Below are 22,916 nucleotides of genomic sequence, written 5' to 3' on the forward strand. Positions count from 1 at the left end.
TTGGTTCACTCTTCTAAAAACATTCCACCTATTTGGTATCTGTGAATCTGCGGGTGGCGGAGAATATACATGCACCCTGTTGTTTTTTGATCTGTCCGGGTCCGCAGCAGATGCCTTTATCATGTTCTTTTTTATTCAGATTTGGATAACGCTTGGTGCGTTTCCCGTTGGCATACTTCTGCTCCGTGCACTTTATAAAAAGTGGCGCCGGTAGATTGACCTTTGCGCGAATGATTTTATTTAACCCTGCGGTACCGCAAAGGTTTGTATTTCACTCAGCAGCAGCTCTCTGAACTCTTGGCCCAGTGTCGACAGGGGGCGGGATTTGGCGGTGATCACGGCCATTTCCAACCCAACGGCCGGGCGAAACGGGCGGGTGATAAAGCCACCTTCAAAATCAAACGCCAACACAAACGGGTCGAGCAGGGAAACACCCATGCCCTCTTTGACAAAGCTAAGGTTGTTTTTGAACAGATGCGAATGCACCCGCGTACGCCAGCGTTTTCCGGCATTGTGAAACGCTTCGCGCGTGCGCCGATGGGTCATGTGATCTGGGCCCATAACGATGAACGGGTGATCCTCTAATATCTCTGGCGTCAGCACATCATGTTCCGCAAGCGGGCTGTCAGCCGGCAAGGCGCAGAGCGTTTCAAAATGTAGAATATGCGTATCAAAGGCATCGTAGAGAATGGGCAATTCGCAAATCCCCACTTCAAACAATCCGGCCAAAACCCATTCCTGCACCTTTGAGGAATAGTTCGACTGATAGGCAATCGACAGGTCCGGCTTATCCTTGGCAAAGCGCGCAATTAGTTTCGGCATAAACCCAAACGACAGCGAATGCGGCGATGCCACCTGCAACTGCCCGGACTGTTTATTTTGCAAATCTGTCACCGCTTGCGAAACGTGATCCAACCCACGCACAACGGTGTCAATTTCCTGAAACAGCACACCCGCCTCTGGCGTCGGAGCGAGCCGCCCCTTGGAGCGTTCAAACAGTTTCAGCCGCGTTTGGCGTTCCAATTGCGCCAGAAGATTGGAAATCCCTGGCTGCGAAATACCCAATTGTTCGGCGGCACCCGTGACGGTTCCGGTTTCGACAATGGCATGAAAGGCCTGAAGTTGGCGAAATCTAAGCGACATACGGCATCTATATCATTTTTTATGATGATCTTGCCACAAATTAATATTTGAAATGATGCTTGCGACTTGTCAGGCTTCGTTAACTTCGGGGAAAGAAATCTAACAATGTCTCAAAAAATTACTGCGATGGCCGTATGGCACTTGCAACTTCCAGTAAATGCCCGCCGCGATCATGGCATCGGATCGGTCGAACATTCGGTCGATATCGTCGTTGTGCGCCTCACGTCTGAGGATGGCACCGTCGGATATGGCGAAGCGTCAAGCTGGTCGGTCTTTACCGGTTCCGCTGAAGCAAGCTTTGCCGCGCTTGATCGCTATATGCGCCCGCATGTGGTGGGGCGTGAGATTGGCGATCGTTCAGCCATCATGGCCGACGCCACCTATTGCGTTGCCCATTGCACTGAGGCCAAGGCCGCGCTTGAAACCGCTCTGCTGGACCTTCAGGGCCGCATTGCAGGTCTGCCGGTTTGGGCGCTGATCGGTGGCAAATGCCGCGACAGCATTCCGTTGTCGTGTTCGATCGCTGACCCGGATTTTGAAAAAGATGTTCCGCTCATGGATCGCCTGCGCGAAGATGGCGTTCGGATCATTAAGGTTAAAACGGGTTTCAAGGGCCACGCCTATGACATGATGCGCATGGAACGCCTGCGCAAAGAATATCCCGAATTTGATATTCGCGTGGACTATAATCAAGGCCTGCACCACGACAATGCGCTGCAATGCGTTCAGGACATCGCCCAGTTTGCCCCGACCTTTATCGAACAACCGGTCAAAGCGCACCTGCGCAGCCTGATGGCCCATATACGCGACAGCATTGATATCCCGCTGTTGGCTGATGAAAGCGTCTTTGGCCCCGAAGATATGCAAACCGCGATCAACATGGGTATTGCCGATGGTGTATCGATCAAAATCATGAAAACCGGCGGATTGACCCGCGCACAGACCGTTGCGCGCATGGCCAATTCCGTTGGCATGTCGGCCTATGGGGGTGACATGTTTGAGGCTGGGATCGCCCATCTGGCAGGCACACATATGATTGCCGCGACTCCGGAAATCACACTTGGTTGCGAATTTTACCAAGCCAGCTATTTCTTGGTCGAGGATATTCTAGAAACCCCGTTTGAGATTCAGAATGGTCAAGTCATAGTGCCACAAACGCCGGGTCTTGGCATTAAGCCTGACGAGGACAAGATCGCAAAATACGCCATTCACACCAGCACAGGGCCAACACAGGGGATGTCAAATGGCTGATAAACCCACCATCGTTATTGGCGCCGGAATTGTCGGCATGTCCGCCGCGATTTGGCTGCGTCGTGCGGGTAAAGAGGTCATTGTTTTAGATAAGGGCGCGCCGGGCATGGGCACCTCTTATGGCAATGGTGGGATTTTGGCGGCCTGTTCGGTTGCGCCTGTCACTGCACCGGGTCTCGTGATGAAGGGGCCAAAGATGTTGATGGACCCGAACTTCCCGCTGTTTGTGCGTTGGCCCTATCTGCCTAAACTGGCCCCGTGGTTGATCAAATATCTGTCCCACGCCAATGATAAAGACACCCGCCGCATTTCGCGTGGTTTGGCTGACATCACCTCAGATACCAAAGACCAACATAGATCATTGGTCAAAGGCACCACAGCCGAAGACTGGATCACAGATTCAGAATACGGGTTTGCCTACACCGATCGCGCCGCTTTTGACGCTGATGCCTACACATGGGAATTGCGCCGCGAAGCGGGGTTCACGCCTGATGTCATCACCGGCCAAGACGTGCATGATTATGAACCCAACTTTAACAGCAACATCCAATGCCTCGCTCTGATGAAAGACCATGCTTACGTGCGCGCGCCGGGTAAATACGTGCAGGCCCTGGCGGAGGTCTTTCAAGCCGAGGGCGGCACCCTACGCCAAGCCGAAGTCACCGACATCACGCTGACTGACGGCCGCATCACCGAAGTCATCACCAAACAAGGCCCAATCGCCTGTGGAGCTGCGGTTTTGGCAACGGGCGTGTGGTCTAAAGAGCTTTCCAAAAAACTCGGTCTGAACGTCCCACTCGAAAGCGAACGCGGCTATCACATCATGTTCAAAGACCCCAGCTTTACGCTGAAGTCCTGCTTGATGATTGCCGGCGGAAAATTTGTCGCCACCCCAATGGAAGACGGTTTGCGCTGTGCGGGTGTGGTGGAGTTTGGCGGATTGAACGACACGCCTTCAAAGGCCCCTCTGGCCCTCTTGAAGAAAAAGGTCATGGAAACCTTTCCGGGCCTTCAATTCAGCGACACAGAAGAATGGCTGGGTCATCGCCCTGCCACATCAGATAGCCTGCCCCTGATCGGAGAAATCAACAACTCTGGCGTGTTTGCAGGTTTTGGACACCACCATATAGGCTTGACTGGTGGCCCAAAGACGGGTCGACTTATTGCGGATCTCATAACACGCAACGGCACGAACTTGGATCTCTCTGCATTTGATCCATCACGATTTAACTAAACGACATCTGGGAGGATGAAGAATGACTAAATCTATCACTAAAACACTTGCGATGCTGTCAACATCAGCATGCGTTGCTATGGGCGCGACTGCGGGTTTCGCAGAAACTTGGGACATGCCAATGGCCTATTCCGCGACCAACTTCCATTCTGCTGTTGGCGCTGAGTTTGCATCATGCGTGACTGCGGGTACTGGCGGCGATCTTGAAATCGTAACGCACCCGGGCGGCTCATTGTTTGCCGGTGCTGAAATCAAACGCGCCATTCAAACAGGTCAGGTCAATATCGGCGAACGCCTCTTGTCTGGTCACCAGAATGAAAACGCATTGTTTGGCTTTGACTCCATCCCGTTCCTCGCAACATCATTTGATGATTCAGAGCGTCTGTGGGAAGCGGCCAAAGGCCCGTTGACTGATCTGCTTGCTGAACAAAACCTGCATCTTTTGTATGCGGTGCCATGGCCAGCGCAGGGTCTCTATTTTGATCGCGAAATCAACTCTGTTGCTGAAATGGAAGGCATCAAGTTCCGGTCATACAACAACGCAACTGCGCGTTTGGCCGAACTATCAGGCATGTTGCCAGTACAGATCGAAGCCGCTGAAATCAGCCAAGCCTTTGCAACAGGTGTTGCGGAATCCATGGTGTCCTCTGGTTCAACCGGATATGACCGCCAAGTTTGGGAAAGCCTGTCACACTTCTACGAAGTTGATGCATGGTTGCCACGCAACTACGTTCTCGTGAACCTTGATGCATGGAACGGTCTCAGCGCAGAAACCCAAAACGTCATGAACGGCTGTTCTGTTGTTGCGGAATACGCAGGCGACTGGCGTTCCATTCAGTACACAGACTTTACCCTGAATGAACTGGCTGCAAACGGCATGACCGTTGGCCCAGCAGGCGAAGGTCTGACCGCTGAATTGCGTGAATTTGGTGTGATCATGACCAATGAATGGCTCGAAGCGACGGGCGATCAAGGTCAGGCCATTGTTGACGCGTTCCACGCCTCTTCTAACTAAGATCATCTGATCCTTAAGCGCCCCCGGTGACCTTTCGTCGGGGGCAATTCATAACAAAGGGACGGGACAGATGACCAACCTCGGCAAAGCAGCACGCCGGTTTCTGGACGGGCTGTATCTCACAGGGGGCATACTTGCGTCCCTTTTTCTAATCGCAATTTTATTCCTGATCGTCGTGCAAATGGTGGCACGCTGGACTGGCGAAGCCTTTGTTGGCGCGCCGGACTACGCAGGTTACTGCATGGCCGCCTCATCGTTTTTGGCGCTGGCCTATGCACTGAACAAAGGCAACCACATTCGGGTCAGCCTGCTGTTGTCCGCGTTGGGCAAATACCGCCGCATCGGTGAAATCTGGTGCTTTAGCGTTGGGACGTTTCTGTCACTGTTCTTTGCCTATTACGCGATCAAAACCATGATGGGGTCGATCCGTTGGAACGACATCAGCCCCGGACAGGATGCAACCCCACTTTGGATTCCACAAATGGCCATGGTCGCGGGTGTGTGCCTATTGGCGATTGCCTTTATCGATCACCTCGTGCGGTTGCTGTTTGTCGGCAATCATAACATTCAAGAAGAAGCGCTCGATGCGCATACGGAGTAACTGATATGGAAGAATTTTATCTGATCAGCATTTTCCTGTTTGCGCTGTTTTTCTTACTGGGCACAGGGGTTTGGGTTGGCTTGGCGCTGTTTGGTGTGGCCTACCTCGGGCTAGAAATGTTCACCTCACGGCCTGCAGGTGATGCGATGCTCACCCGGATTTGGACCGGCAGTTCCAGCTGGACATTGACCGCTTTGCCGCTGTTCATCTGGATGGGCGAGATCCTCTATCGAAGTCGATTATCCCAGGATATGTTCCGCGGCCTTGCCCCGTGGATGTCACGCCTGCCCGGTGGGCTTGTCCATACAAATATCGTGGGCTGTACCATCTTTGCGGCGGTGTCCGGATCATCTGCGGCGACCCTGACCACTGTTGGTAAAATGTCGATCCCAGAGCTGCGCAAACGTGGCTATCCTGAATACATGATCATCGGCACCCTTGCTGGTGCGGCTACCCTTGGCCTGATGATCCCGCCCTCGCTCACCTTGATCGTTTACGGTGTTGCGGTCGAACAATCCATTCGCGCGCTCTTTATCGCGGGGCTTCTGCCGGGTCTGGTTCTGGCGCTTTTGTTCATGACCTACGTGGCTGCATGGTCCTTTGTGCGCAAATCCGAAGTTCCGGTGATCGCCGAAAAAATGTCCTTTGGGGAAAAGATAGCGGAGTCGCGGTTCCTGATCCCAGTGATCATTTTGATCCTCGCGGTGATTGGGTCGATGTATGGCGGCATTGCCACCGCAACCGAAGCCGCCGCGATTGGCGTTATCGGGTCGTTGCTGTTGGCGGGCGTTCAGGGGTCTTTGACGTGGAAAGCCTTCGTCGAAAGCCTGCTTGGCGCGACACGCACCTCTGCGATGATTGCGCTGATCCTCATGGGGGCCACGGCGCTGACCCTCGCGATGGGCTTTACCGGTCTTCCGCGTGCATTGGCCGAATGGATTGATACGCTGCAACTGTCGCGGTTTTCGCTCTTGGTTGCCTTGATGTTCTTTTACATCGTGCTTGGCATGTTCCTCGACGGGATTTCATCCGTTGTTTTGACCATGGCCATCGTGCAACCGATGATCGTGAACGCCGGGATTGATTTGATCTGGTTTGGTATCTTTATTGTGGTGGTGGTCGAAATGGCCCAAATCACGCCGCCGATCGGATTTAACCTGTTTGTCCTTCAGGGCATGACGAAACACGAAATGGGATATATCGCCAAAACCGCCCTGCCCCTGTTTGGGATCATGGTTGTGATGGTGTTCTTGTTGATCTTCTTCCCAGAGATCGCAACCTATCTGCCAGACAATATGCGACAAGTCGCCGGCGGCGGTTAGATGCGGTCATGACACCACCTGAACGCGCCTTTACGGCGCGTTCTTTTTTGGAACACCTTTATGCATCACTTCCTAATCTGGTCTGGTCAGCGCGCCCGTTACATCCTCATTTTGGGCTGTATCGCCGCGCTGTTTGTGCCTTCGATTTCGACCCTAATGCGCCCATTATTGCCGCTTTTGATTGTCATGGTTCTGGGGGTTTCTATCGCGCGGATTGATCTGATTTCATTTGCGCACGGCCTGCTGTCCCTGCGCCATGTTGCAGGCCTTGTCATCACCAGCCTGCTGATTATGCCGCTGACCTCTTTGGTGATGTATGTGCTTTTGAATACGCTTCCTTTGGCGCAACCCTATGTCATTACCGGGGTTCTGTTCGCGCTTGCGCCGCCTTTATCTTCGGCGGCGGGTTTGTGTTTTATCCTTGGATATGACGCCCGGCGCGCGCTCGAAGTTACGCTGATCGCAACTCTTATGGCGCCACTGACAGGGCCGATCATGTTAGGCGTTTTGCTGCCTGACCTGCCCAGCCCAACCACCACAGCGCTGATCCTCAAACTTAGCGGAATGATTGGCGGCGGTCTTTTGATGGGGGCGATCATTCAAATGCTGATGGGCCGCAGTCGTATTGCCGCCCTTAAGTACGAATTTGACGCCATTTCCGCCTATACAATGGTGCTGTTTGTACTGCCGCTGTTTGACGGCGTTGGGGTTGCGATATTGGCAGATCCGCTGCGGGCGGCCTTGGTGCTTTGCTTTGCAATGACGCTCAATTTTGGCAGCCACATCATGGTCCGTAAAATCGCCCCAACCTCTGATGAAACCGCAGGCGCGCTTGGCCTGATGTGGGGCAATCGCAATGTCGCGCTTTATATTGCGGCGCTGCCGTTTGATCCGTTCTTTAGCCTGTTTGTGGCGATGTATCAGGTGCCGATGTATGCCACGCCATTGGTGTTTGCGCGGCGCCCCATAAGCCGCGCACCCCAATAAAAAGACGGCGCAGCGAATGGGCATCGCTACGCCGTCCAGACATGCACCTCAGGAAAAGGAGTGCATGAACATCAGTGCAGGCGCTTACCCGCACTGTCGCAGCTTGCGCTGCAATCTAGAATAATCGGTTGCGCCGGGGCGCAGCGTTCAGCCAATTCAAAAAGGGTGCGATGTTCGCGCGACCCTTCTTCAAAGCTTTCGCCAACCAGAAACACAACAATGTCACCGTCCCAGGCCAAATCCAGCGTTTCACTGAGTTGCACGTCATACGGGCTGTTCACAGCAAAGCTGCGATCCGCTGGGCATATCTGCGCAAAACGTGACAGTAGCATTTCGCGATCACCCGACAGGGCCACCACCGAAACAAAACCGTCAGTGTCGATAGATTTGATCCGTTGTGCGCCCTGTTGCAGCACATCTGTCAGCGCTGCAAATTTTTGGGACGCACCCGTTTTCATTGTCGTAAAATCCGGCTCGATCATGGTCATCCCAGCATTTCCTTTACAGTTTCGCCAAAGGCAGATGGCGTCGGCACGATGGTCACGCCTGCATCTTTGAGGATCACAACCTTTTCCTGCGCGCTTTCGCCAAAGGCCTGAACAATCGCGCCAGCGTGGCCCATTGTCCGCCCTTTTGGCGCCGAAAGACCGGCAATGTAGGCCGCGACAGGTTTGGTCATATGATCGCGAATGTATTCGGCAGCTTCGGCTTCTTGTGGGCCGCCGATTTCGCCAACCAGAACAACCGCGTCTGTGTCAGGATCGTTTTCAAACAGTTCCAGAATATCGCGGAAGGATGAGCCGTTGATCGGATCACCACCAATCCCGATAGAGGATGAAACGCCAATACCGAACTCTTTCATCTGCGATGCGGCTTCATATCCCAATGTGCCGGAACGCCCGATGATCCCAACGCGACCCGGAAGATAGATATGGGGCGGCATAAGACCTGCAAAGGCTTCGCCCGGTGTGATGATACCCGCGCAGTTTGGTCCGATCAGGCGCATGCGTTTTTCCGCTTTATAGCGGCGCATAAACCGTTTCACCCGGATCATATCTTGGGCGGGAATACCGTCCGCAATACAAACGGTGGTTTTGATGCCTGCGTCTGCGGCTTCCATCAATGCATCTGCTGCAAAGGGGGGCGGCACAAAGGCGATCGCCACCTCGGCACCGGTTTCAGCAACCGCACCTTTGATGGTGTTGAACACAGGCAGGCCCAAATGCGTGGTGCCACCTTTGCCCGGCGTAACACCACCGACAACATTGGTGCCGTATTCCATCATTTCTTGAGCGTGGAAACTCCCGATACGTCCGGTGAACCCAAGGATCAGAACAGGTGTGTCTTTGTTGATAAGGATCGACATGATTAAGCCCCTGCTTTCCAGGCGGATACAACTTTGTCCGCAGCTTCTGCCAATGATCCGGCTGTCACGATGTTCAAACCTGAATCATCCAGAATTTTCTGACCTTCCTCAAAGTTGGTGCCAGACAGGCGCACAACGAGTGGAATTTTCAGCTCAAGCTCTTGCACCGCGCGCACAACACCCTCAGCGATCCAATCGCACCGGTTGATCCCCGCAAAGATGTTCACCAAGATCGCTTCGACCTCAGGGTCATTCAGAACCGCACGGAATGATTTCAAAACCCGCTCAGGTGACGCGCCGCCGCCCACATCCAAGAAGTTCGCAGGTTCACCACCCGCCATCTTGATCATATCAAGCGTCGCCATCGCCAGACCTGCACCATTTACGATGCAGCCAATTTTACCCTCTAGCCCGATGTAGTTCAGGCCGCGGTCATTGGCGTAGGTTTCGCGTTGGTCTTCTTGGCTTTTGTCGCGCAGTTCTGAAATCTCAGGACGGCGGAACAGCGCGTTATCATCGAATGACATTTTGGCGTCGAGCGCGACGATGTCGCCAGCGCCAGTCACAACCAACGGGTTGATTTCAACCATGGTCGCATCCAGATCGCGGAACGCTTTGTAACACCCGATAATCGTTTTTACGGCCTGCGGGATCATCCCGGCATCAAGACCGAGCGAGAACGCGATTTCGCGCGCCTGAAACGGTTCCATCCCAACAGCCGGATCCACAACAGAGCGGATCAATGTGTCTGGATGTTCTTCTGAGATTTGTTCAATCTCCATCCCACCCGCAGCAGAGGCCACAACGACAACACGCTCTTCGGTGCGGTCCAACACAAACCCAAGGTAAATTTCCTGGGCGATGTCTGACGCTTCTTCAACGTACAGACGTCCGACCAGTTTACCACCGGGGCCGGTTTGGTGCGTAACCAATTTGCGGCCCAGCATGAATTCAGCGGCATCAAGCACCTCTGACTCAGAGCTACACACACGAACGCCACCAGCTTTGCCGCGCGCGCCCGAATGAATTTGTGCTTTGACGACCCAACGATCACCGCCAATTTCCTGACAACGATAGGCCGCCTGTTCCGGGCTGTATGCGATGCCACCCCGTGGCACCGCGACCCCGAATTTAGCCAAAAGGTTTTTGGCCTGATATTCGTGGATATCCATTAGAATTACCCCTGCTGCGCTGCGATTGCGTTTGCAACCTCAAGCACGTTGTTGGCCATTTTTTCGCTCGCTGCGTCGATCATTTTACCGTCAAGCGATGCTGCGCCCTTGCCTTGGGCAGCCGCTTTTGCAAGCTCTTCCAAGATACGGCGTGCGCGGGTGACTTCGGCCTCAGGTGGGGAAAACACATCATTTGCCATTTCGATCTGGCTTGGGTGAATGGCCCATTTGCCCTCAATCCCGAGTGCAGCTGCGCGTTTCGCAGACAGGATATATCCATCCGGATCAGAGAAATCGCCAAACGGGCCATCAATCGCACGCAAACCATAAGCGCGACACGCAACCGTCATACGTGACAACGCATAGTGCCATTGATCACCCGGATAATCAGGGTTCAGACCACCGATCACAACGGTACGCGCGCGGTTGGACGCCGCATAATCCGCCACACCAAAGTGCAGCGCCTCAAGACGTCCACCGCTGGATGCGATTGCCTCAACATTGGCCATGCCGAGTGCGGTTTCAATCAGGGCTTCCATACCGATTTTATGGGTGAGGCCCATGGATTCTTCGATCTGGCTGACCATGGTTTCAACGGTGTACAAATCCGCAGGCACGCCAACCTTTGGCACAAGGATCGTATCAACATGCTGACCCGCTTGTTCCAAAATATCGACCACATCGCGGTACATATAATGTGTGTCGAGACCATTGATACGGATCGACATGGTTTTACCTTTGCCGCGCCAATCAATGTCGTTCAGGGCCTCAATGATATTTTTGCGCGCTTGAACTTTATCGGGTGGCGCAACCGCATCTTCAAGATCAAGAAAGATATAGTCGGCGGCGCTCTCGGCGGCCTTTTCGATCATTGTTGGGTTTGACCCCGGAACAGCCAATTCTGACCGTTGTAGACGTTGCTTTTTCAGCGGGTGCAAAGTGTAGCTCATGATGAAATCCCTGATTGCCGCCTCCCTCCCGAGGCCGCTTCGCAATCAGATTTGCGAAAAATTCACCATGCTAACACCTCCCCCTGAGTGGAAAAAGCACCCCGTGCGGGTAGACAATCCTACCCGTTTAGGGTATAAATTATGTATGCATTAGAATACTTTAACCTATCGTGCACAAATTTTCCTTTCATAAACAATCTCCCTGCAAAAACCCGCGAAAAGCGTCGTTTTTGAACATCTGGCGGAATCTGTTCCCCTTCACTCTCTGCGCCTAGGGAGGACGGAAAATGACATTGACTGTTTGTATAGCAGATCAAAGTGCGCTGGTATGCCAAGGTATCGCCGCCATGCTTTCACCTATGGAAAATGTCGATGTCGTCGGAACAGCAACCTCTTTGGGGGCATTGGTAACAACCATGGTTAACGCCCCAGAAGACACAATTCTGGTCACGGGTTTGCGTCTGGTTGATGGGGACATCACCCATTTTCTACCCAACCTACGCCGTCAGGGCTTCACCCCAATCACCATTGCACTGGCCAACGCGAATGAGGCCACGCTTGCCAAACTCGCGGTGCGCGAAGGGGCCACCGGCATTTGCTTGATTGATCATGTACAAGATCAACTGCCCCAGATGCTGCACAGCGTGGCGCGCGGCGTATCCTGCCTGCCCACCACATTGCTGGAACGGATCGTGCGCGACAACGCCAATCCGTTGACCAAACGGGAACATGAAATTCTAGAATGCCTCGCCCAGGGGTTAACCAACTTTCAGCTTTCGACCCGGTTGGGCATTTCAGAGAACACAATAAAATATAACCTCAAGGTGATTTATCAAAAGCTAGAGGTGAATTCGCGCGGTGCCGCCATTTCTAAGTTTTTCTCTGGCGGCTTTTAACGGGTTAACCCGCGCATCGCGATCCAACTGCACAACGCCATCGCCCCGGATGTGACCAGACACAAAACCAACCCGCCAAACTGAAACGACAATCCCGACAGTAATGTACCGATCAGGCGGCCCGCTGCGTTGGACATATAGTAAAACCCAACATCCATGGTCACCCGTTCTGATGTGCTAAACGCGAGGATCAGATAGCTGTGCAGCGATGAATTGACCGCAAAGACAAATCCAAACACCAACAGCCCAATAACCAAAACCGCCGTTAACCCAACATCCAACGCCATAGCGGCCACAGCCAAGGTCAAAGGCACCATCGCAAGCCAGAAACACCAGCGCACCGCATCCTGCTTGATGGCTGACAGCGCTTTGTCTTTGGCCCCGACAATACGCGGTGCCGCCCCCTGCACTGCCCCATACGCAATGATCCAAAGCGCCATAAAGCTACCGATCAGGAAAAACGCGGCGCGGTTGCCATCCTCTGATCCATCCGACAGCACACCGTAGAAATAGATCGGGATCCCAACGACAAACCAAACATCCCGCGCGCCAAACAAGAACATCCGCGCCAGCGATAGCCGGTTGATGTCAGGGTCTTTGGAAAAGACTTCGGAAACCTTTGCGCTCTTTTTCCCTTCGGGCAGGCCCGCAGGCATGAACAACACCACAGCGATCAGAACGGCGGTTAAGGTCACAGCCATCGCCACGATCGAGGTGATAAACCCAAACAGCCCCAACAGCGCCGCACCCAATAAAAAGCCGACCCCTTTGACCGCGTTCTTTGATCCGGTCAGGACCGCAACCCAGCGAAACAACCCATCCTCTGCGCCGCCCTGCCCTTTTGGGGCCAGCAGTTTTACCGCGCTTTTGGACGACATTTTTGCCAGATCCTTAGCAACGCCCGAAAGCCCCTGCACCGCCATCACAAAGATGACAGAAGCCGCAATGCCCCAGTCTGGCGACAATTGCGCCAATAGAATGAGCGCGACAATCTGCAGCGATAGACCCGCATATAAGGTCCGTGACAGGCCAAACCGCGCCGCGACCCACCCCGCCGACAGATTGGTGATCATGCCTGCAAATTCGTAAAACAGAAACAGATACGCCAATTCAATCGCACTGAAGCCCAGCGTATGAAAGTGCAACAGCACCAACATACGCAACGCCCCATCCGTCAACATAAACGCCCAATAGGCCGCGGTGACTGCGATATATGCCGACAGGCCTTCGGGCTTCATCCGTTTACATCCCTGCTAAAACCAAACGGGTCACATCAGCCAAACGCCATGCATAGCCGTATTCATTGTCATACCAGGCATAGATTTTCACCTGCGTACCATTCACCACCATCGTTGACAGCGCATCAATGATAGATGAACGCGTGTCGTTGGTGTAATCGGCTGACACAAGCGGGCGGGTTTCATACCCCAAAATACCCTTCAGCGATGTTTCTGACGCCTCTTTGAACAATGCGTTGATCTCTTCGACCGTGGTTTCGCGCTCAACTTCAAACACACAATCGGTCAGAGACGCGTTGAGCAATGGCACACGCACCGCATGGCCGTTCAGTTTTCCCGTCAGCTCTGGGTAAATCATCGTAATCGCGGTCGCCGACCCGGTTGAGGTTGGAATAAGCGAATTTAACGCCGACCGCGCGCGGCGCAAATCTTTGGCTGGGCGGTCCACAATCGTTTGTGTGTTGGTCACATCATGGATCGTGGTCATCGATCCGTGTTTGATCCCGACCCCTTCGAGCAGCACTTTCACCACAGGTGCAAGGCAGTTCGTCGTGCAGCTGGCCGCTGTGACCAAATGGTGCGTGTCCGGTTGGTAAAGATCACTGTTCACGCCGTAAACAAGGTTCAGCGCAATCGGGTCTTTCACCGGGGCGGAAATCACCACCTTTTTCACACCAGCATCATAATAGGGCTGAAGCTTTGCCTCAGTTTTAAACGCACCGGTGCAATCAATCACCAGATCGACGCCCATTTCTTTCAATGGCAGCTCTTCCAGTGACCAAACACTGGTTTTGCGCATTGCACTGCCATTTACGGTGATGTTTTCATCGTCATAGGAAATATCCGCGTCCCAACGGCCATGCACTGTGTCAAATTCCAACAGGTGCGCATGTGTTTCAATGTCCCCAACCGGGTCATTCAGCAGGACGATCTCCCCCTCTAGCCCTTCGTCGAAGAACGAGCGTAGCACGAGTTTCCCGATCCGGCCGATGCCGTTGATTGCGATCTTTGTCATCTGAAAATCCTTCTTCTTCGTCTGTCTGAAATTGCGGGAGCCCACAGGTCTCTGGATGGCCATTGCAGCAATCAATGCTGAGAAATTCGATCAACGCACCCATTTGAGGCATCGATGCCGTATAATAGATCGACGTGCCGTCCCGCTTTGATTGAATCAGCCCCACACGCTCTAGCACGCTAAGATAGGTTGAAAGTGTGTTTGCCTTTAAGCCAAGCGTCGCGGCAATATCGGTCGGGCGCAAAGGGTCAGGCACCTCTGCGATCAGCAGCCGTAAAACGGACAGCCGCCCTTCATGCCCTAGCGTGGCAAAAATCTCTGTTGCATTTATTGTTTCCATAATTCACGAATATAGGAATTATGCTGTTTTTCAAATGAAGTTTTTATGACAACAGCCGCGCTGTCCAAAATCTATAGCGCCGCTGCCCCGTCACTTCGCGCAACAACCCAAGATCAGAAAACGCATTCAAATTGCGCAAGGCCGATGGGCGCGACAGCCCGGTACGCGCCTCTAGCAACTCCGCAGATACCAAAGGCACCGCCAAAAGCGTTTCAATCAACAGCCCAACAGAACGGCCAGACATCCCCTGTGTGGCCGCCCCTGCCCTGCTGCGCCATGCGTTCAGGCGTTCGAGTTCCAGCAGCGCCTGCAAACATCCCGTTTCCACCGCCCGAAACCACCGCGCCAATCGTTCAGCCGCTGCACCGCTGCGCATTACAGAGGCATCCGGCGCAATCGGTTGAAACAAAATTCCATCCCCCGCCGCGAAACACATCGCCGCAACCGAGCCTTCCAAACTGTCCTCGGGGTCAGACAGGCCCAACCGCTGCCATTCAAAAAACGCCACAGCGGATTGCGTGATCCGGTGCAAATCAAAAACACTGGCCAAAGTATCAGCCCATTGGGTGCCAAGCGTTTCCAACTCCGCGCCAACCGGGCGGTGTTGCAATGACGACAACCCATCATCCTGAACCTGCTGGCGCCCCAAAAACCCATGCACCCCCTGTTGCGGCGTCAAAGCCCCCAGCAACCGCCGCACCGCCCAGGCCCCCCGCGCGAAATCCTGCGCTTGATCAATCGGGGCCGCGCCCAGTTTCATATAGACCGCCAATTGATCCGCCGTGATCCAATGCCCCTCTTGCCGCAAAAGCGCGACCGTAGACTGCACCGCCAAGCGCTCGCCCACTTCTTTGGGCATCCAGCTTAGCCGTTCCCGCAGCCGCGATAGCGCCTCTGCCGCGCGTAACAAATCAGGATAAGTCGCATGTTCCGCAGCAACCCAATCCCCACGCAGCTCTGACATTGTCGGATTTTGGCGCAGCTCATCTTCGACGCCTTCAGGCATCGGTGGCAGAAACCAAAGATCATCCTCTTCGGTTTCGGCATCATACGGGGATTCTGGCGCAAGATATTTTGTCATGTGTATTCATTTAGATCACTTTTTTAATGATCAAAATACATAATTTTTGATTTTCACTTAAGGTATGCAAAAAAGGGGCAGAAAATCACCCTGCCCCAATTGGATATTCAAAACGGTTTCGCATGCGAAACCTAGTTGTTGTTCGCAAGATTTCGCAAACGCTCTAACATCTCGCGCGCGACAATCGGGGTGATTTCCTGCCCCTTCAGTTCAATCACCAAACGATCCTCAAACAAGGCCCCTGAAATTTCTCCACCTGATGCCAGTTCAATCGGCGCAATTTTGGTTGCCTCACGGGTTGGACGCCCGCCACGTGATTTGTCCTTTTTCACCGCGGCTTGGGTGATCACTGCCTCTAGAATGGTCCATTCTTCAGCAGGGTTTTGCGGCGCACTTTCAGCGAGAACCGCGCGAAATTCGCTACCGCCACGGGCGCGCAACGCTGACGCCAGCTGCAACCCTGTTCGTTCAGACAATGCACCCGGAAAACTCAGCAAATCCCCAAGCGCATCATGGATCGCAGCAAAGCTGCGGATCTTTGATCGTTTGGCTTTCGACGCAGATGCAAACAAGGCATCTACCGCCGCCTCAACTGATGCAAACACACCCTGCGCCGTAGAAACCGCCGCGACGCGTCCACGTTCATATTGGCTTAGATCAGCGCGAATTTCGTTTTCTTCGACCATGGATACATAAGCATCCGGCGCGCTTTCGGGTTCACGAATAAAGGCTCTAATGTGCGAAAAAGACTCTGAACCAGTCTCTACAAACAGCTCCCCTATTGCCTTTAGACGTCGCCACCCAGAAATAAGGCCAAAGCCATCATCGGTGCGCATGATCTCAATCGGGGTGCGTTGGCCGTGTTGCCGGATCGAGGATTTTAATTCCTCCATCTGTTCCGCGTCCAACATCACACGGTCCCGGCTTAGGTGATCCGCCGCAATGTCGCCTAGCAGGATTTCCTGCACCAACAGCCCTTCGCGGTCCGCTTTGCGCAGACGTTCGGCGTCGGCTTTGTCTTGGGCGTTTTCCACGCGGGTTTCGACGCGAGACACCGCCATTTCACCCGCCGCATCTGCCGCGACCTGCGCAATGGGTGGAACCATTGATTTCGTCTCTAACTCTGGCATTTCGTCAAAGCTATCATTGAGCGCGCGCAGCGCATCTGCGTCTGGGGCGCTTAACCGTCTACGCTTCGCCATCTTCGGCCTCCATCACTTGTAGATCACGCCACCACGACCCGATCAGCAATTCTTTGAACTCTGCATAGGTGCGATCAAAGGCTTCGCGCCCCCGCACATATGTATCCCGATTAAAGTCGCGGTAATCGGCCTCATAGATCCCGTTCACCTGTTCCCCCGCCTGCCCAACAAGCGCGGTGTAGTCCTGCCGATAGGCATTCATGAAATCACCAAAATAGGCCTGAATAACATTTGCCATATCCGTTTGCTGACTGGCATCAAACCGGGTCACTAGCGCGCGCACCACATCCCATTCGAATTTCATTTCCGGCAATCCAGCCTTGCGCAGGGCTGCGTTTTCACCTTCTTCAATAGACGCGAAAGTCGTGTACAACATGTCAAAGAAGCGCCCGGTGCTGTCAAACTCCAGAAAGCTTGCGCCAAGTGGCACCATCAAAATATCAGCAGCCGCCAGCGCATTGATCGTCAGGTACCCAAGTGCAGGGGGCGTATCCAGCAACACGAGGTCATAGTTATCAAGGATGCCTTCATCTTCCAGAAAGTTAGTCAATGCATCCCACAACGCCCATCCGCGCATATGCTGACGCCACACCGGAATTTGAAATTCCGCCCAATACAAGTTCAGCTGCGCGCCGATCAGATCAATGTTGGGCCAATGAGTTTCCTGGATCACATCATCAGCGGTGGTTTTCAGCGCCTCTTCTAAAGTTTCATCCAGCGGGATTTCGGGTTTGCCCTGCGCCACACGTACTCGGTTTTCGGCGACCAAGGATTGCGCGTAATCTTTGGCGATCAGGGGAAAGACTGTTTTCCATTCATCTGGAACTGTGCCGCCCATAATAGATGTCATAGAGCCTTGGCTGTCGAGATCAATGACCAGAACCTTGTAGCCATCCAATGCCGCGGACATCGCGAGATGCGCCGCGGTGGATGTTTTCCCAACCCCGCCTTTAAAGTTCGCAACAGCCGCAACCTTAGCCGGGATGCCTTCCGGGCGGTAGGGCAGGTATTCTTTGGTTGAAACGCCTTCTTGGGCAAAGAAGTTCCGGAGCGCTAAAATCTCTTCGAGCGTGAACCATTTTGACCCACCTTCGCCTTCGCCCTGGGGTAAGTCAGGATTGGCTTTGAGCACCCGTCGTAAATGGGCGGGGGCAATGGGGATCAGATATTTTGTGACCTCCCAAGTTGAGAATTTTCGCAATCGTTTTTGCCCGTTTGGGGCATAACCGCGTTTGGCTAAATCTTCGCGTCCCTTGGCACAGAAAGACGCTGCTTTGGCGAATCGAGCTGTGTCGATAGGATCAGATAACTTCGCTGCTGCGGCTTCGGGGTCGAGATTTAGATAGGGGGGGAGGGGTTGCTCTATTTTTTTCACGACAGACTGCCTATTTTAAAGATATGCGCTATTTTCTTAGACAGTATCGATAAAGACGCACATTTTCCAGAATGTTTTTCTTTGACTGTTGATAGGTTAAAAACCGTGAGGTTTCGCGTGCGAAACCAATAAATATTAAAGAAAAAGACCACACATAAACTGTTTATTTTTTTTAAGGACTATAAGAGGTTTGGGTATTTAAATGAATTTACTTTCAAGAGCTTAAACTGATTTGAGGACCCACATGCAGGGCAAAGAGTACCTATTTACAGGGCAAGAAGCACCTGAGTCCGGGTTTAAAGGAACCTATATACAGGGGGGAGGGTCCCAGTTTTCGGGAAAGGCGTTTTGAGCGTGTTTGAGGTGAATTTCGGGCAATTTTCATGCTGATATCGACGTTTTCCCACGTTTTTCCACGCTTAAAGGAACCTATTTACGGGGTTATTTAGGTTAAGGTACCCGCATGCAGGGACGCCAAAAAAGGTGAAGAACCTACTTGCAATTTGTCTCTGGGTACCTTTTATGGCATTTTTCCACAGGGTGATGCCCTGACCTCATCCGAACCGAACGCGATAAACTGAACCGAACATGCCTGCTCTGCACGATGCCAAACCAGAACTGACCGGCGCGCTACGCCGTGACTCCGTCAAGAAACACGTAGGGGCGATCCACGTGAGCGGCAAGCTATCGCTGTTGCAGCGCAAGCTGTCCAATGTTCTGTTGCTGAACGCCTATGACACGCTGACCACGCAGCAGAGCCATTCGATCGACGCAAAAACCCTGTGCTTGATGATTGGGTATAATTCCAACGACACCGCCACGCTGCGCGACGCGCTAAAATCGCTGGCCGAGACGGTCGCCGAATGGGATATGCTGGACGAGGATGGTAAACAGGAATGGGGCGTTTCGGCGCTTTTGTCCTATGCCAAGCTGAAGGATGGCGTTTGCGAATACGCCTATTCCCCGGTTCTGGCGCAAAAGCTGCATGACCCCAAAGTATTTGCGCTGATCAATGTGACCATTCAGCGGAACTTTTCATCCGGGCATGGCTTGGCACTTTATGAAAACTGCTACCGCTTTGTGCGCACCGGATCGACGGGGTGGTGGAGCCTGGATCTGTTTCGCAAGTTCATGGGGCTTGAGGGCAGTGCTTATTATGAGACGTTCAAGCACCTGAACGCGAAGATCATCAAACCGGCGGTCACAGAGGTCAATAAAACCTCAAACATTCACATCACACCAGAGTTCCGCAAGCAGGGCAGGGCGGTGACGGATGTGCGTTTCTTGATCAAAGAAAACCGTCAGCTGGCGATGTTTGATATCGAAGATGACGATGCCGCGCGCAGCAGTGGCGTTTATGACCGCCTGCTCGAGCTTGGGGTATCTGACCGTTTGGCGCGCCAGTGGCTTGCGGAACATGATGAGGCTTATATCGCTGAAAAGCTGTCTTATATGGCGCATCAGGATCAGGTGAAATCAAAGGTTGGCTATCTGTCAGCGGCAATACGGGACGACTACGTTGAAGTCACGCCAGAGGTGAAGGTTGCGCCGGCCCCAAGTGCAGAGGCGCTGAAAGCCGCTGAAAAACGCGCTGAAGAGGTGGCACGCGCCCGTCAAGAAGATGACAGCCGCGAACGTGAACGCGCAGAGCGCCGGGCAAAATTTGCAGTGGTGGAGCGACTGGTTTCGGCGCGCAACCCAACCCAACGCGATGCGGATCGACGGGTGTTTTTATCGCAGCTTGATAATGACATGGACCGCGAAGATTTCCGCAACCGTGGTTGGGATTCAGCCCTAAACGCCCGTGCGATTTTCGCATTCTGGGAAGCGCTAGAGCCCGACGCGTTTGATGGGGTATAAGTTGTGGACCCATTCTCATTAAACATGGGTAAAGAGCTCTAAACCTATAACTTCGATAAATGTATTTCTGGCACTTCAATGGATTTACCGCATGGTGCCTCAACGAGATAAACGATACTTCCAACAGGTACTTCAAGCTCAAGTGAGCGTTGATTGGTTCTAATTTTGTCCATACCGCAAATCGAACCGATTTCTCCCAGCATATAGAAATGCTTCGGTGCGGTTTTGGAAATTTTTACAGCTTGTCCGTCGTCAAATTTCATCTTTGTAATCGCCAAGTTTGATCGGGCTGCGGTGGAGACAAGTCTGTGGGTATTGAGTTCATTTATATTTCTCTTGTCAGCTTAGGCAAAAGCGTGGTGTAAATTTCAGCGAGGTAGGGGTGGTCAGAAGAAGCCGTTTCTGGCTCCACCCAATCGCAGGCACTATACATGTCTCCCAACCAAGCAGGGTAGTCAAAAGCAACTTCGATATGTTGAAATACCCTGCAAACCTCAAAGGGCTTACATTCTCCGCTCAGGTATTCTGCAAGGCGCTCTGCAAGTAATCTTTTTGCTATCTGTTCGGTGGTGTCGGAGGGTATTACTAAGTCTTCCCAATATCTTTGGACTATTCGAAAATATTTTTGAATAATCTCTCCTGCGTCGTGATCTATATTGGCGTCTGCGCAAATAAGTTCAGCAACTTCCCCGTCTTCTGCGTATGCATCAAGGTGCGATGTAGATTTGACCCATTCTAGTAGTTCTCCGCTACCATAAAACGCAATTTGCAATGCAACATACACTTCTTCTGGCGGCTTTGATTTTAGATTTTTCATTGGATCATAGTAATTAGCGGTTCTTTTGGGTCAATAATTTTTCAGTCGTTGAGGGTGCAGTAGCCATTAGGGGCTAGCGCAATTAGGTATTTGCCCTAGCCATCTCAGTGGTGAGGTGGGTGACCGCCTCAGACCACGCTGCTTTTTCTTCGTCACTTAGGTCGCCGCGAAAGCAATCTTCGATTGCTAAGATAAGTGCAGTGCGCGCCGCCTCAAAGTGTTGAGGCTCGATGTTTAGCATTGCGTGTTGTTGTACCAACCTTTGCACAACATCAGACAGCCGATCCGGTGTGTTCAGGTTTTTCACCAAAGTCGCCAACATTGCGCCAAACATTTCTTTCTGATGGGACATCCCGTGTTTGAACAACGGTTCAACCTCTGGCGCATGTTGAAAGAGGTGAACGTAAAACCGGTTCGACAGGTCTGCTTTATGCGCAAAAATGCGACCAAAACTTATTTGGACGAGGGCGGCGTTTTTTGGGGTCACGATAGAGTCTTTCTATTTGGCATTCTATTGGGCGCATCTCCTGTGTCTCTTTTACGCCCCTGATCTTTCGGAATGGTAACTGGGGTTTGGTGTTTCATACGTGTTGCGTTAAGAAATCGGGCAATTGTTAATAAAGGGCACAGGTATATGCGCACAGTTTTAGTGACCGGGTCTGCCGGGTTTATTGGATTTCATTTGTCGGCGCTGCTGCTAAGCGAAGGTTTTCGCGTTGTGGGGTATGACGGGCTGTCGGATTATTATGATGTCCAGCTGAAGAAAGACCGCCATGCAGAGTTGTTAAAGAATGACAATTTCAGTTGTGAGATTGGTCAGCTTGAGGATTTTGATCAACTGCGCGCGCTGTGCTTGCGCGAAAAACCCGATGTGATTGTGCATCTCGCGGCCCAGGCCGGGGTGCGCTACAGCCTCGAAAATCCGCGCGCCTATATAGAGAGTAATGTGGTCGGCACATTTAACGTTATGGAATGCGCGCGGGAGCTGGGGGTTGATCACCTTTTGATGGCGTCCACGTCTTCTATATACGGTGCGAACGAAGAGATGCCGTTTTCTGAGATGCATAAGGTCGACAGCCAACTGACAATCTATGCCGCCACCAAAAAGGCAAATGAGGCCATGGGGCATTCTTATGCGCATCTGTGGAACCTGCCGACAACGATGTTTCGTTTCTTTACCGTTTATGGTCCGTGGGGCCGTCCGGATATGGCACCTTACAAATTCACCAAGGGCATCCTCGAAGGCACGCCAATCGACATCTATAACCACGGCGAAATGTTTCGCGACTTTACCTATGTGGTCGATCTGGTGCGCGGCATTCGCGGCCTTATTGATGCGGCGCCGGTGTGTCCAGACTCTGCGGCCCATATAGAAGAGGGCGACAGCCTGTCTGCTGTGGCCCCGTATCGCGTGGTGAATATCGGCAATTCAGACAAAGTCCGCCTGATGGATTTCATCGAGGCCATTGAAGACGCCGCCGGCAAGAAAGCCGAACGCAATTATATGGAAATGCAAAAGGGCGATGTCACGGCCACCTGGGCCGACGCGAGCCTGCTGCAACGCCTGACCGGATATAAGCCCGAAACAGATGTGCGCGAAGGTATGGCGCGGTTCGTCGAATGGTATCGCACCTATTACGGTGTGTGAATCGCCGGTGAATCGGTTTTTCGAAAAAACGAGTCAGGTTGAAGGGGTGATTTGGGTGCAAATCACCCCTTTTTTATCCCGTAAATAGGTGCTTTGCCGCAGTGCGGCACTAATACTTCTTTTCAGGGGTGTTTTTTGAAATCTAATTTCTGGCGATTTTGCGGTAATCTGAGATTAACCAAAGAAAATAACACGTGTAACTATCTGTAATTAAACAACTTAACAGAAAAATTCGTTTTTTGTGTCATTTTCTTGAAATTAGCACTTGCGGCCCCCGATCCATAGGCCTAAACACCGCCTTACCGAAAGGGCGACACGGAAACGAGACGCTCTGAGGGGAACGGAAGCAGCTGAGGTTGCGGATGGGATTTAGAGGTTGATTTAGCTGGAAGCGACTTGTAGA

The 22,916-nt window shown here is 52.7% G+C and carries 23 protein-coding genes; 9 read left to right on the forward strand and 14 right to left on the reverse strand.

The annotated features are described in order from the left end of the window. Positions 1 to 240: 240 nt before the first annotated feature. Entirely contained in the window at positions 241 to 1,143 is a 903-nt protein-coding gene (locus tag G9C99_RS16685; RefSeq protein ID WP_166418668.1) for a LysR family transcriptional regulator, read from the reverse strand. A gap of 105 nt (positions 1,144 to 1,248) precedes the next feature. Between G9C99_RS16685 and G9C99_RS16690 the strand changes: the two genes are divergently transcribed. The 6 genes from G9C99_RS16690 to G9C99_RS16715 all read left to right on the forward strand — a co-directional run bounded on the left by G9C99_RS16690 (position 1,249) and on the right by G9C99_RS16715 (position 7,553). Further along, a complete protein-coding gene (locus G9C99_RS16690) occupies positions 1,249 to 2,394 on the forward strand; it encodes an enolase C-terminal domain-like protein (protein ID WP_166418669.1) in 1,146 nt (381 codons plus the stop codon). After that, the gene (locus G9C99_RS16695; protein ID WP_166418670.1) at positions 2,387 to 3,628 is read left to right on the forward strand and encodes an NAD(P)/FAD-dependent oxidoreductase; all 1,242 of its coding nucleotides are present in this window, start codon (positions 2,387 to 2,389) and stop codon (positions 3,626 to 3,628) included. The genes G9C99_RS16690 and G9C99_RS16695 overlap by 8 nt, the downstream gene beginning before the upstream one ends. Before the next feature lie 52 nt (positions 3,629 to 3,680). After that, positions 3,681 to 4,643 (forward strand): TRAP transporter substrate-binding protein, encoded by a 963-nt coding sequence (locus G9C99_RS16700; RefSeq protein WP_231704112.1) that lies wholly within the window; start codon positions 3,681 to 3,683, stop codon positions 4,641 to 4,643. Between the two features lie 70 nt (positions 4,644 to 4,713). Beyond that, positions 4,714 to 5,244: a TRAP transporter small permease gene (locus tag G9C99_RS16705; RefSeq protein WP_166418672.1), complete on the forward strand. Its 531-nt coding sequence runs from the start codon at positions 4,714 to 4,716 to the stop codon at positions 5,242 to 5,244. Positions 5,245 to 5,249: 5 nt separating this feature from the next. Next, positions 5,250 to 6,566, forward strand: a complete 1,317-nt coding sequence (locus G9C99_RS16710; RefSeq protein WP_166418673.1) for a TRAP transporter large permease — start codon at positions 5,250 to 5,252, stop codon at positions 6,564 to 6,566. A 60-nt stretch (positions 6,567 to 6,626) separates the two neighbouring features. Further along, entirely contained in the window at positions 6,627 to 7,553 is a 927-nt protein-coding gene (locus G9C99_RS16715) for a hypothetical protein (protein ID WP_166418674.1), read from the forward strand. A 71-nt stretch (positions 7,554 to 7,624) separates the two neighbouring features. Here G9C99_RS16715 and G9C99_RS16720 read toward each other — a convergent pair whose 3' ends face one another. From G9C99_RS16720 to G9C99_RS16735, 4 genes are read right to left on the reverse strand one after another with little or no spacing between them, the layout of a single operon-like run. Then, a complete protein-coding gene (locus G9C99_RS16720; RefSeq protein WP_166418675.1) occupies positions 7,625 to 8,041 on the reverse strand; it encodes a hypothetical protein in 417 nt (138 codons plus the stop codon). Continuing rightward, positions 8,038 to 8,919: a succinate--CoA ligase subunit alpha gene (gene sucD / locus G9C99_RS16725; RefSeq protein ID WP_168713337.1), complete on the reverse strand. Its 882-nt coding sequence runs from the start codon at positions 8,917 to 8,919 to the stop codon at positions 8,038 to 8,040. The genes G9C99_RS16720 and sucD overlap by 4 nt, the downstream gene beginning before the upstream one ends. A 2-nt stretch (positions 8,920 to 8,921) precedes the next feature. Continuing rightward, positions 8,922 to 10,091 carry a malate--CoA ligase subunit beta gene (locus G9C99_RS16730; RefSeq protein WP_166418676.1) on the reverse strand — a complete coding sequence of 390 codons (1,170 nt, stop codon included), beginning with the start codon at positions 10,089 to 10,091 and terminating at the stop codon, positions 8,922 to 8,924. Between the two features lie 5 nt (positions 10,092 to 10,096). Continuing rightward, positions 10,097 to 11,041 (reverse strand): HpcH/HpaI aldolase/citrate lyase family protein, encoded by a 945-nt coding sequence (locus tag G9C99_RS16735; RefSeq protein ID WP_166418677.1) that lies wholly within the window; start codon positions 11,039 to 11,041, stop codon positions 10,097 to 10,099. A gap of 287 nt (positions 11,042 to 11,328) precedes the next feature. On the opposite strand from G9C99_RS16735, the gene G9C99_RS16740 reads away from it, so the two are divergent. Further along, the gene (locus tag G9C99_RS16740; protein WP_166418678.1) at positions 11,329 to 11,937 is read left to right on the forward strand and encodes a response regulator transcription factor; all 609 of its coding nucleotides are present in this window, start codon (positions 11,329 to 11,331) and stop codon (positions 11,935 to 11,937) included. On the opposite strand, the gene arsJ is transcribed toward G9C99_RS16740, so the two are convergent. The 6 genes from arsJ to G9C99_RS16770 form a co-directional block, all read right to left on the reverse strand. Further along, positions 11,934 to 13,175, reverse strand: coding sequence for an organoarsenical effux MFS transporter ArsJ (gene arsJ / locus G9C99_RS16745; protein ID WP_166418679.1), 1,242 nt, complete (start codon positions 13,173 to 13,175; stop codon positions 11,934 to 11,936). The two genes, G9C99_RS16740 and arsJ, sit on opposite strands and share 4 nt — an antisense overlap. A gap of 4 nt (positions 13,176 to 13,179) precedes the next feature. Beyond that, positions 13,180 to 14,190, reverse strand: a complete 1,011-nt coding sequence (locus tag G9C99_RS16750; protein ID WP_166418680.1) for an ArsJ-associated glyceraldehyde-3-phosphate dehydrogenase — start codon at positions 14,188 to 14,190, stop codon at positions 13,180 to 13,182. Next, the gene (locus G9C99_RS16755; protein WP_166418681.1) at positions 14,090 to 14,530 is read right to left on the reverse strand and encodes an ArsR/SmtB family transcription factor; all 441 of its coding nucleotides are present in this window, start codon (positions 14,528 to 14,530) and stop codon (positions 14,090 to 14,092) included. Before G9C99_RS16755 ends, G9C99_RS16750 begins: the two co-directional genes overlap by 101 nt. 43 nt (positions 14,531 to 14,573) lie before the next feature. After that, entirely contained in the window at positions 14,574 to 15,611 is a 1,038-nt protein-coding gene (locus tag G9C99_RS16760) for a helix-turn-helix domain-containing protein (protein ID WP_166418682.1), read from the reverse strand. Between the two features lie 131 nt (positions 15,612 to 15,742). After that, the gene (locus G9C99_RS16765) at positions 15,743 to 16,813 is read right to left on the reverse strand and encodes a ParB/RepB/Spo0J family partition protein (RefSeq protein ID WP_166418683.1); all 1,071 of its coding nucleotides are present in this window, start codon (positions 16,811 to 16,813) and stop codon (positions 15,743 to 15,745) included. Beyond that, a complete protein-coding gene (locus tag G9C99_RS16770) occupies positions 16,800 to 18,188 on the reverse strand; it encodes an AAA family ATPase (protein ID WP_166418684.1) in 1,389 nt (462 codons plus the stop codon). The genes G9C99_RS16765 and G9C99_RS16770 overlap by 14 nt, the downstream gene beginning before the upstream one ends. A 588-nt stretch (positions 18,189 to 18,776) precedes the next feature. Between G9C99_RS16770 and G9C99_RS16775 the strand changes: the two genes are divergently transcribed. Then, the gene (locus tag G9C99_RS16775) at positions 18,777 to 20,048 is read left to right on the forward strand and encodes a replication initiation protein (protein WP_166418685.1); all 1,272 of its coding nucleotides are present in this window, start codon (positions 18,777 to 18,779) and stop codon (positions 20,046 to 20,048) included. Positions 20,049 to 20,092: 44 nt separating this feature from the next. On the opposite strand, the gene G9C99_RS16780 is transcribed toward G9C99_RS16775, so the two are convergent. The 3 genes from G9C99_RS16780 to G9C99_RS16790 form a co-directional block, all read right to left on the reverse strand. Beyond that, entirely contained in the window at positions 20,093 to 20,311 is a 219-nt protein-coding gene (locus G9C99_RS16780; RefSeq protein ID WP_166418686.1) for a hypothetical protein, read from the reverse strand. A gap of 62 nt (positions 20,312 to 20,373) precedes the next feature. Next, positions 20,374 to 20,865, reverse strand: coding sequence for a hypothetical protein (locus G9C99_RS16785; RefSeq protein WP_166418687.1), 492 nt, complete (start codon positions 20,863 to 20,865; stop codon positions 20,374 to 20,376). A gap of 82 nt (positions 20,866 to 20,947) precedes the next feature. Then, positions 20,948 to 21,352, reverse strand: a complete 405-nt coding sequence (locus G9C99_RS16790; RefSeq protein ID WP_166418688.1) for a globin domain-containing protein — start codon at positions 21,350 to 21,352, stop codon at positions 20,948 to 20,950. A 147-nt stretch (positions 21,353 to 21,499) separates the two neighbouring features. On the opposite strand from G9C99_RS16790, the gene G9C99_RS16795 reads away from it, so the two are divergent. Then, positions 21,500 to 22,513 carry a GDP-mannose 4,6-dehydratase gene (locus G9C99_RS16795; protein WP_166418689.1) on the forward strand — a complete coding sequence of 338 codons (1,014 nt, stop codon included), beginning with the start codon at positions 21,500 to 21,502 and terminating at the stop codon, positions 22,511 to 22,513. Positions 22,514 to 22,916: the final 403 nt, after the last annotated feature.

This window comes from Cochlodiniinecator piscidefendens (assembly GCF_011326755.1).
GTDB classification, from domain to species: domain Bacteria; phylum Pseudomonadota; class Alphaproteobacteria; order Rhodobacterales; family Rhodobacteraceae; genus Cochlodiniinecator; species Cochlodiniinecator piscidefendens.

Coding starts and splice junctions, on each gene's coding strand:
- G9C99_RS16685 (WP_166418668.1), bottom strand. CDS start 1,143: ATGTCGCTTAGATTTCGCCAACTTCAGGCCTTTCATGCCATTGTCGAA.
- G9C99_RS16690 (WP_166418669.1), top strand. CDS start 1,249: ATGTCTCAAAAAATTACTGCGATGGCCGTATGGCACTTGCAACTTCCA.
- G9C99_RS16695 (WP_166418670.1), top strand. CDS start 2,387: ATGGCTGATAAACCCACCATCGTTATTGGCGCCGGAATTGTCGGCATG.
- G9C99_RS16700 (WP_231704112.1), top strand. CDS start 3,681: ATGCTGTCAACATCAGCATGCGTTGCTATGGGCGCGACTGCGGGTTTC.
- G9C99_RS16705 (WP_166418672.1), top strand. CDS start 4,714: ATGACCAACCTCGGCAAAGCAGCACGCCGGTTTCTGGACGGGCTGTAT.
- G9C99_RS16710 (WP_166418673.1), top strand. CDS start 5,250: ATGGAAGAATTTTATCTGATCAGCATTTTCCTGTTTGCGCTGTTTTTC.
- G9C99_RS16715 (WP_166418674.1), top strand. CDS start 6,627: ATGCATCACTTCCTAATCTGGTCTGGTCAGCGCGCCCGTTACATCCTC.
- G9C99_RS16720 (WP_166418675.1), bottom strand. CDS start 8,041: ATGACCATGATCGAGCCGGATTTTACGACAATGAAAACGGGTGCGTCC.
- sucD (WP_168713337.1), bottom strand. CDS start 8,919: ATGTCGATCCTTATCAACAAAGACACACCTGTTCTGATCCTTGGGTTC.
- G9C99_RS16730 (WP_166418676.1), bottom strand. CDS start 10,091: ATGGATATCCACGAATATCAGGCCAAAAACCTTTTGGCTAAATTCGGG.
- G9C99_RS16735 (WP_166418677.1), bottom strand. CDS start 11,041: ATGAGCTACACTTTGCACCCGCTGAAAAAGCAACGTCTACAACGGTCA.
- G9C99_RS16740 (WP_166418678.1), top strand. CDS start 11,329: ATGACATTGACTGTTTGTATAGCAGATCAAAGTGCGCTGGTATGCCAA.
- arsJ (WP_166418679.1), bottom strand. CDS start 13,175: ATGAAGCCCGAAGGCCTGTCGGCATATATCGCAGTCACCGCGGCCTAT.
- G9C99_RS16750 (WP_166418680.1), bottom strand. CDS start 14,190: ATGACAAAGATCGCAATCAACGGCATCGGCCGGATCGGGAAACTCGTG.
- G9C99_RS16755 (WP_166418681.1), bottom strand. CDS start 14,530: ATGGAAACAATAAATGCAACAGAGATTTTTGCCACGCTAGGGCATGAA.
- G9C99_RS16760 (WP_166418682.1), bottom strand. CDS start 15,611: ATGACAAAATATCTTGCGCCAGAATCCCCGTATGATGCCGAAACCGAA.
- G9C99_RS16765 (WP_166418683.1), bottom strand. CDS start 16,813: ATGGCGAAGCGTAGACGGTTAAGCGCCCCAGACGCAGATGCGCTGCGC.
- G9C99_RS16775 (WP_166418685.1), top strand. CDS start 18,777: ATGCCTGCTCTGCACGATGCCAAACCAGAACTGACCGGCGCGCTACGC.
- G9C99_RS16780 (WP_166418686.1), bottom strand. CDS start 20,311: ATGAAATTTGACGACGGACAAGCTGTAAAAATTTCCAAAACCGCACCG.
- G9C99_RS16785 (WP_166418687.1), bottom strand. CDS start 20,865: ATGAAAAATCTAAAATCAAAGCCGCCAGAAGAAGTGTATGTTGCATTG.
- G9C99_RS16795 (WP_166418689.1), top strand. CDS start 21,500: ATGCGCACAGTTTTAGTGACCGGGTCTGCCGGGTTTATTGGATTTCAT.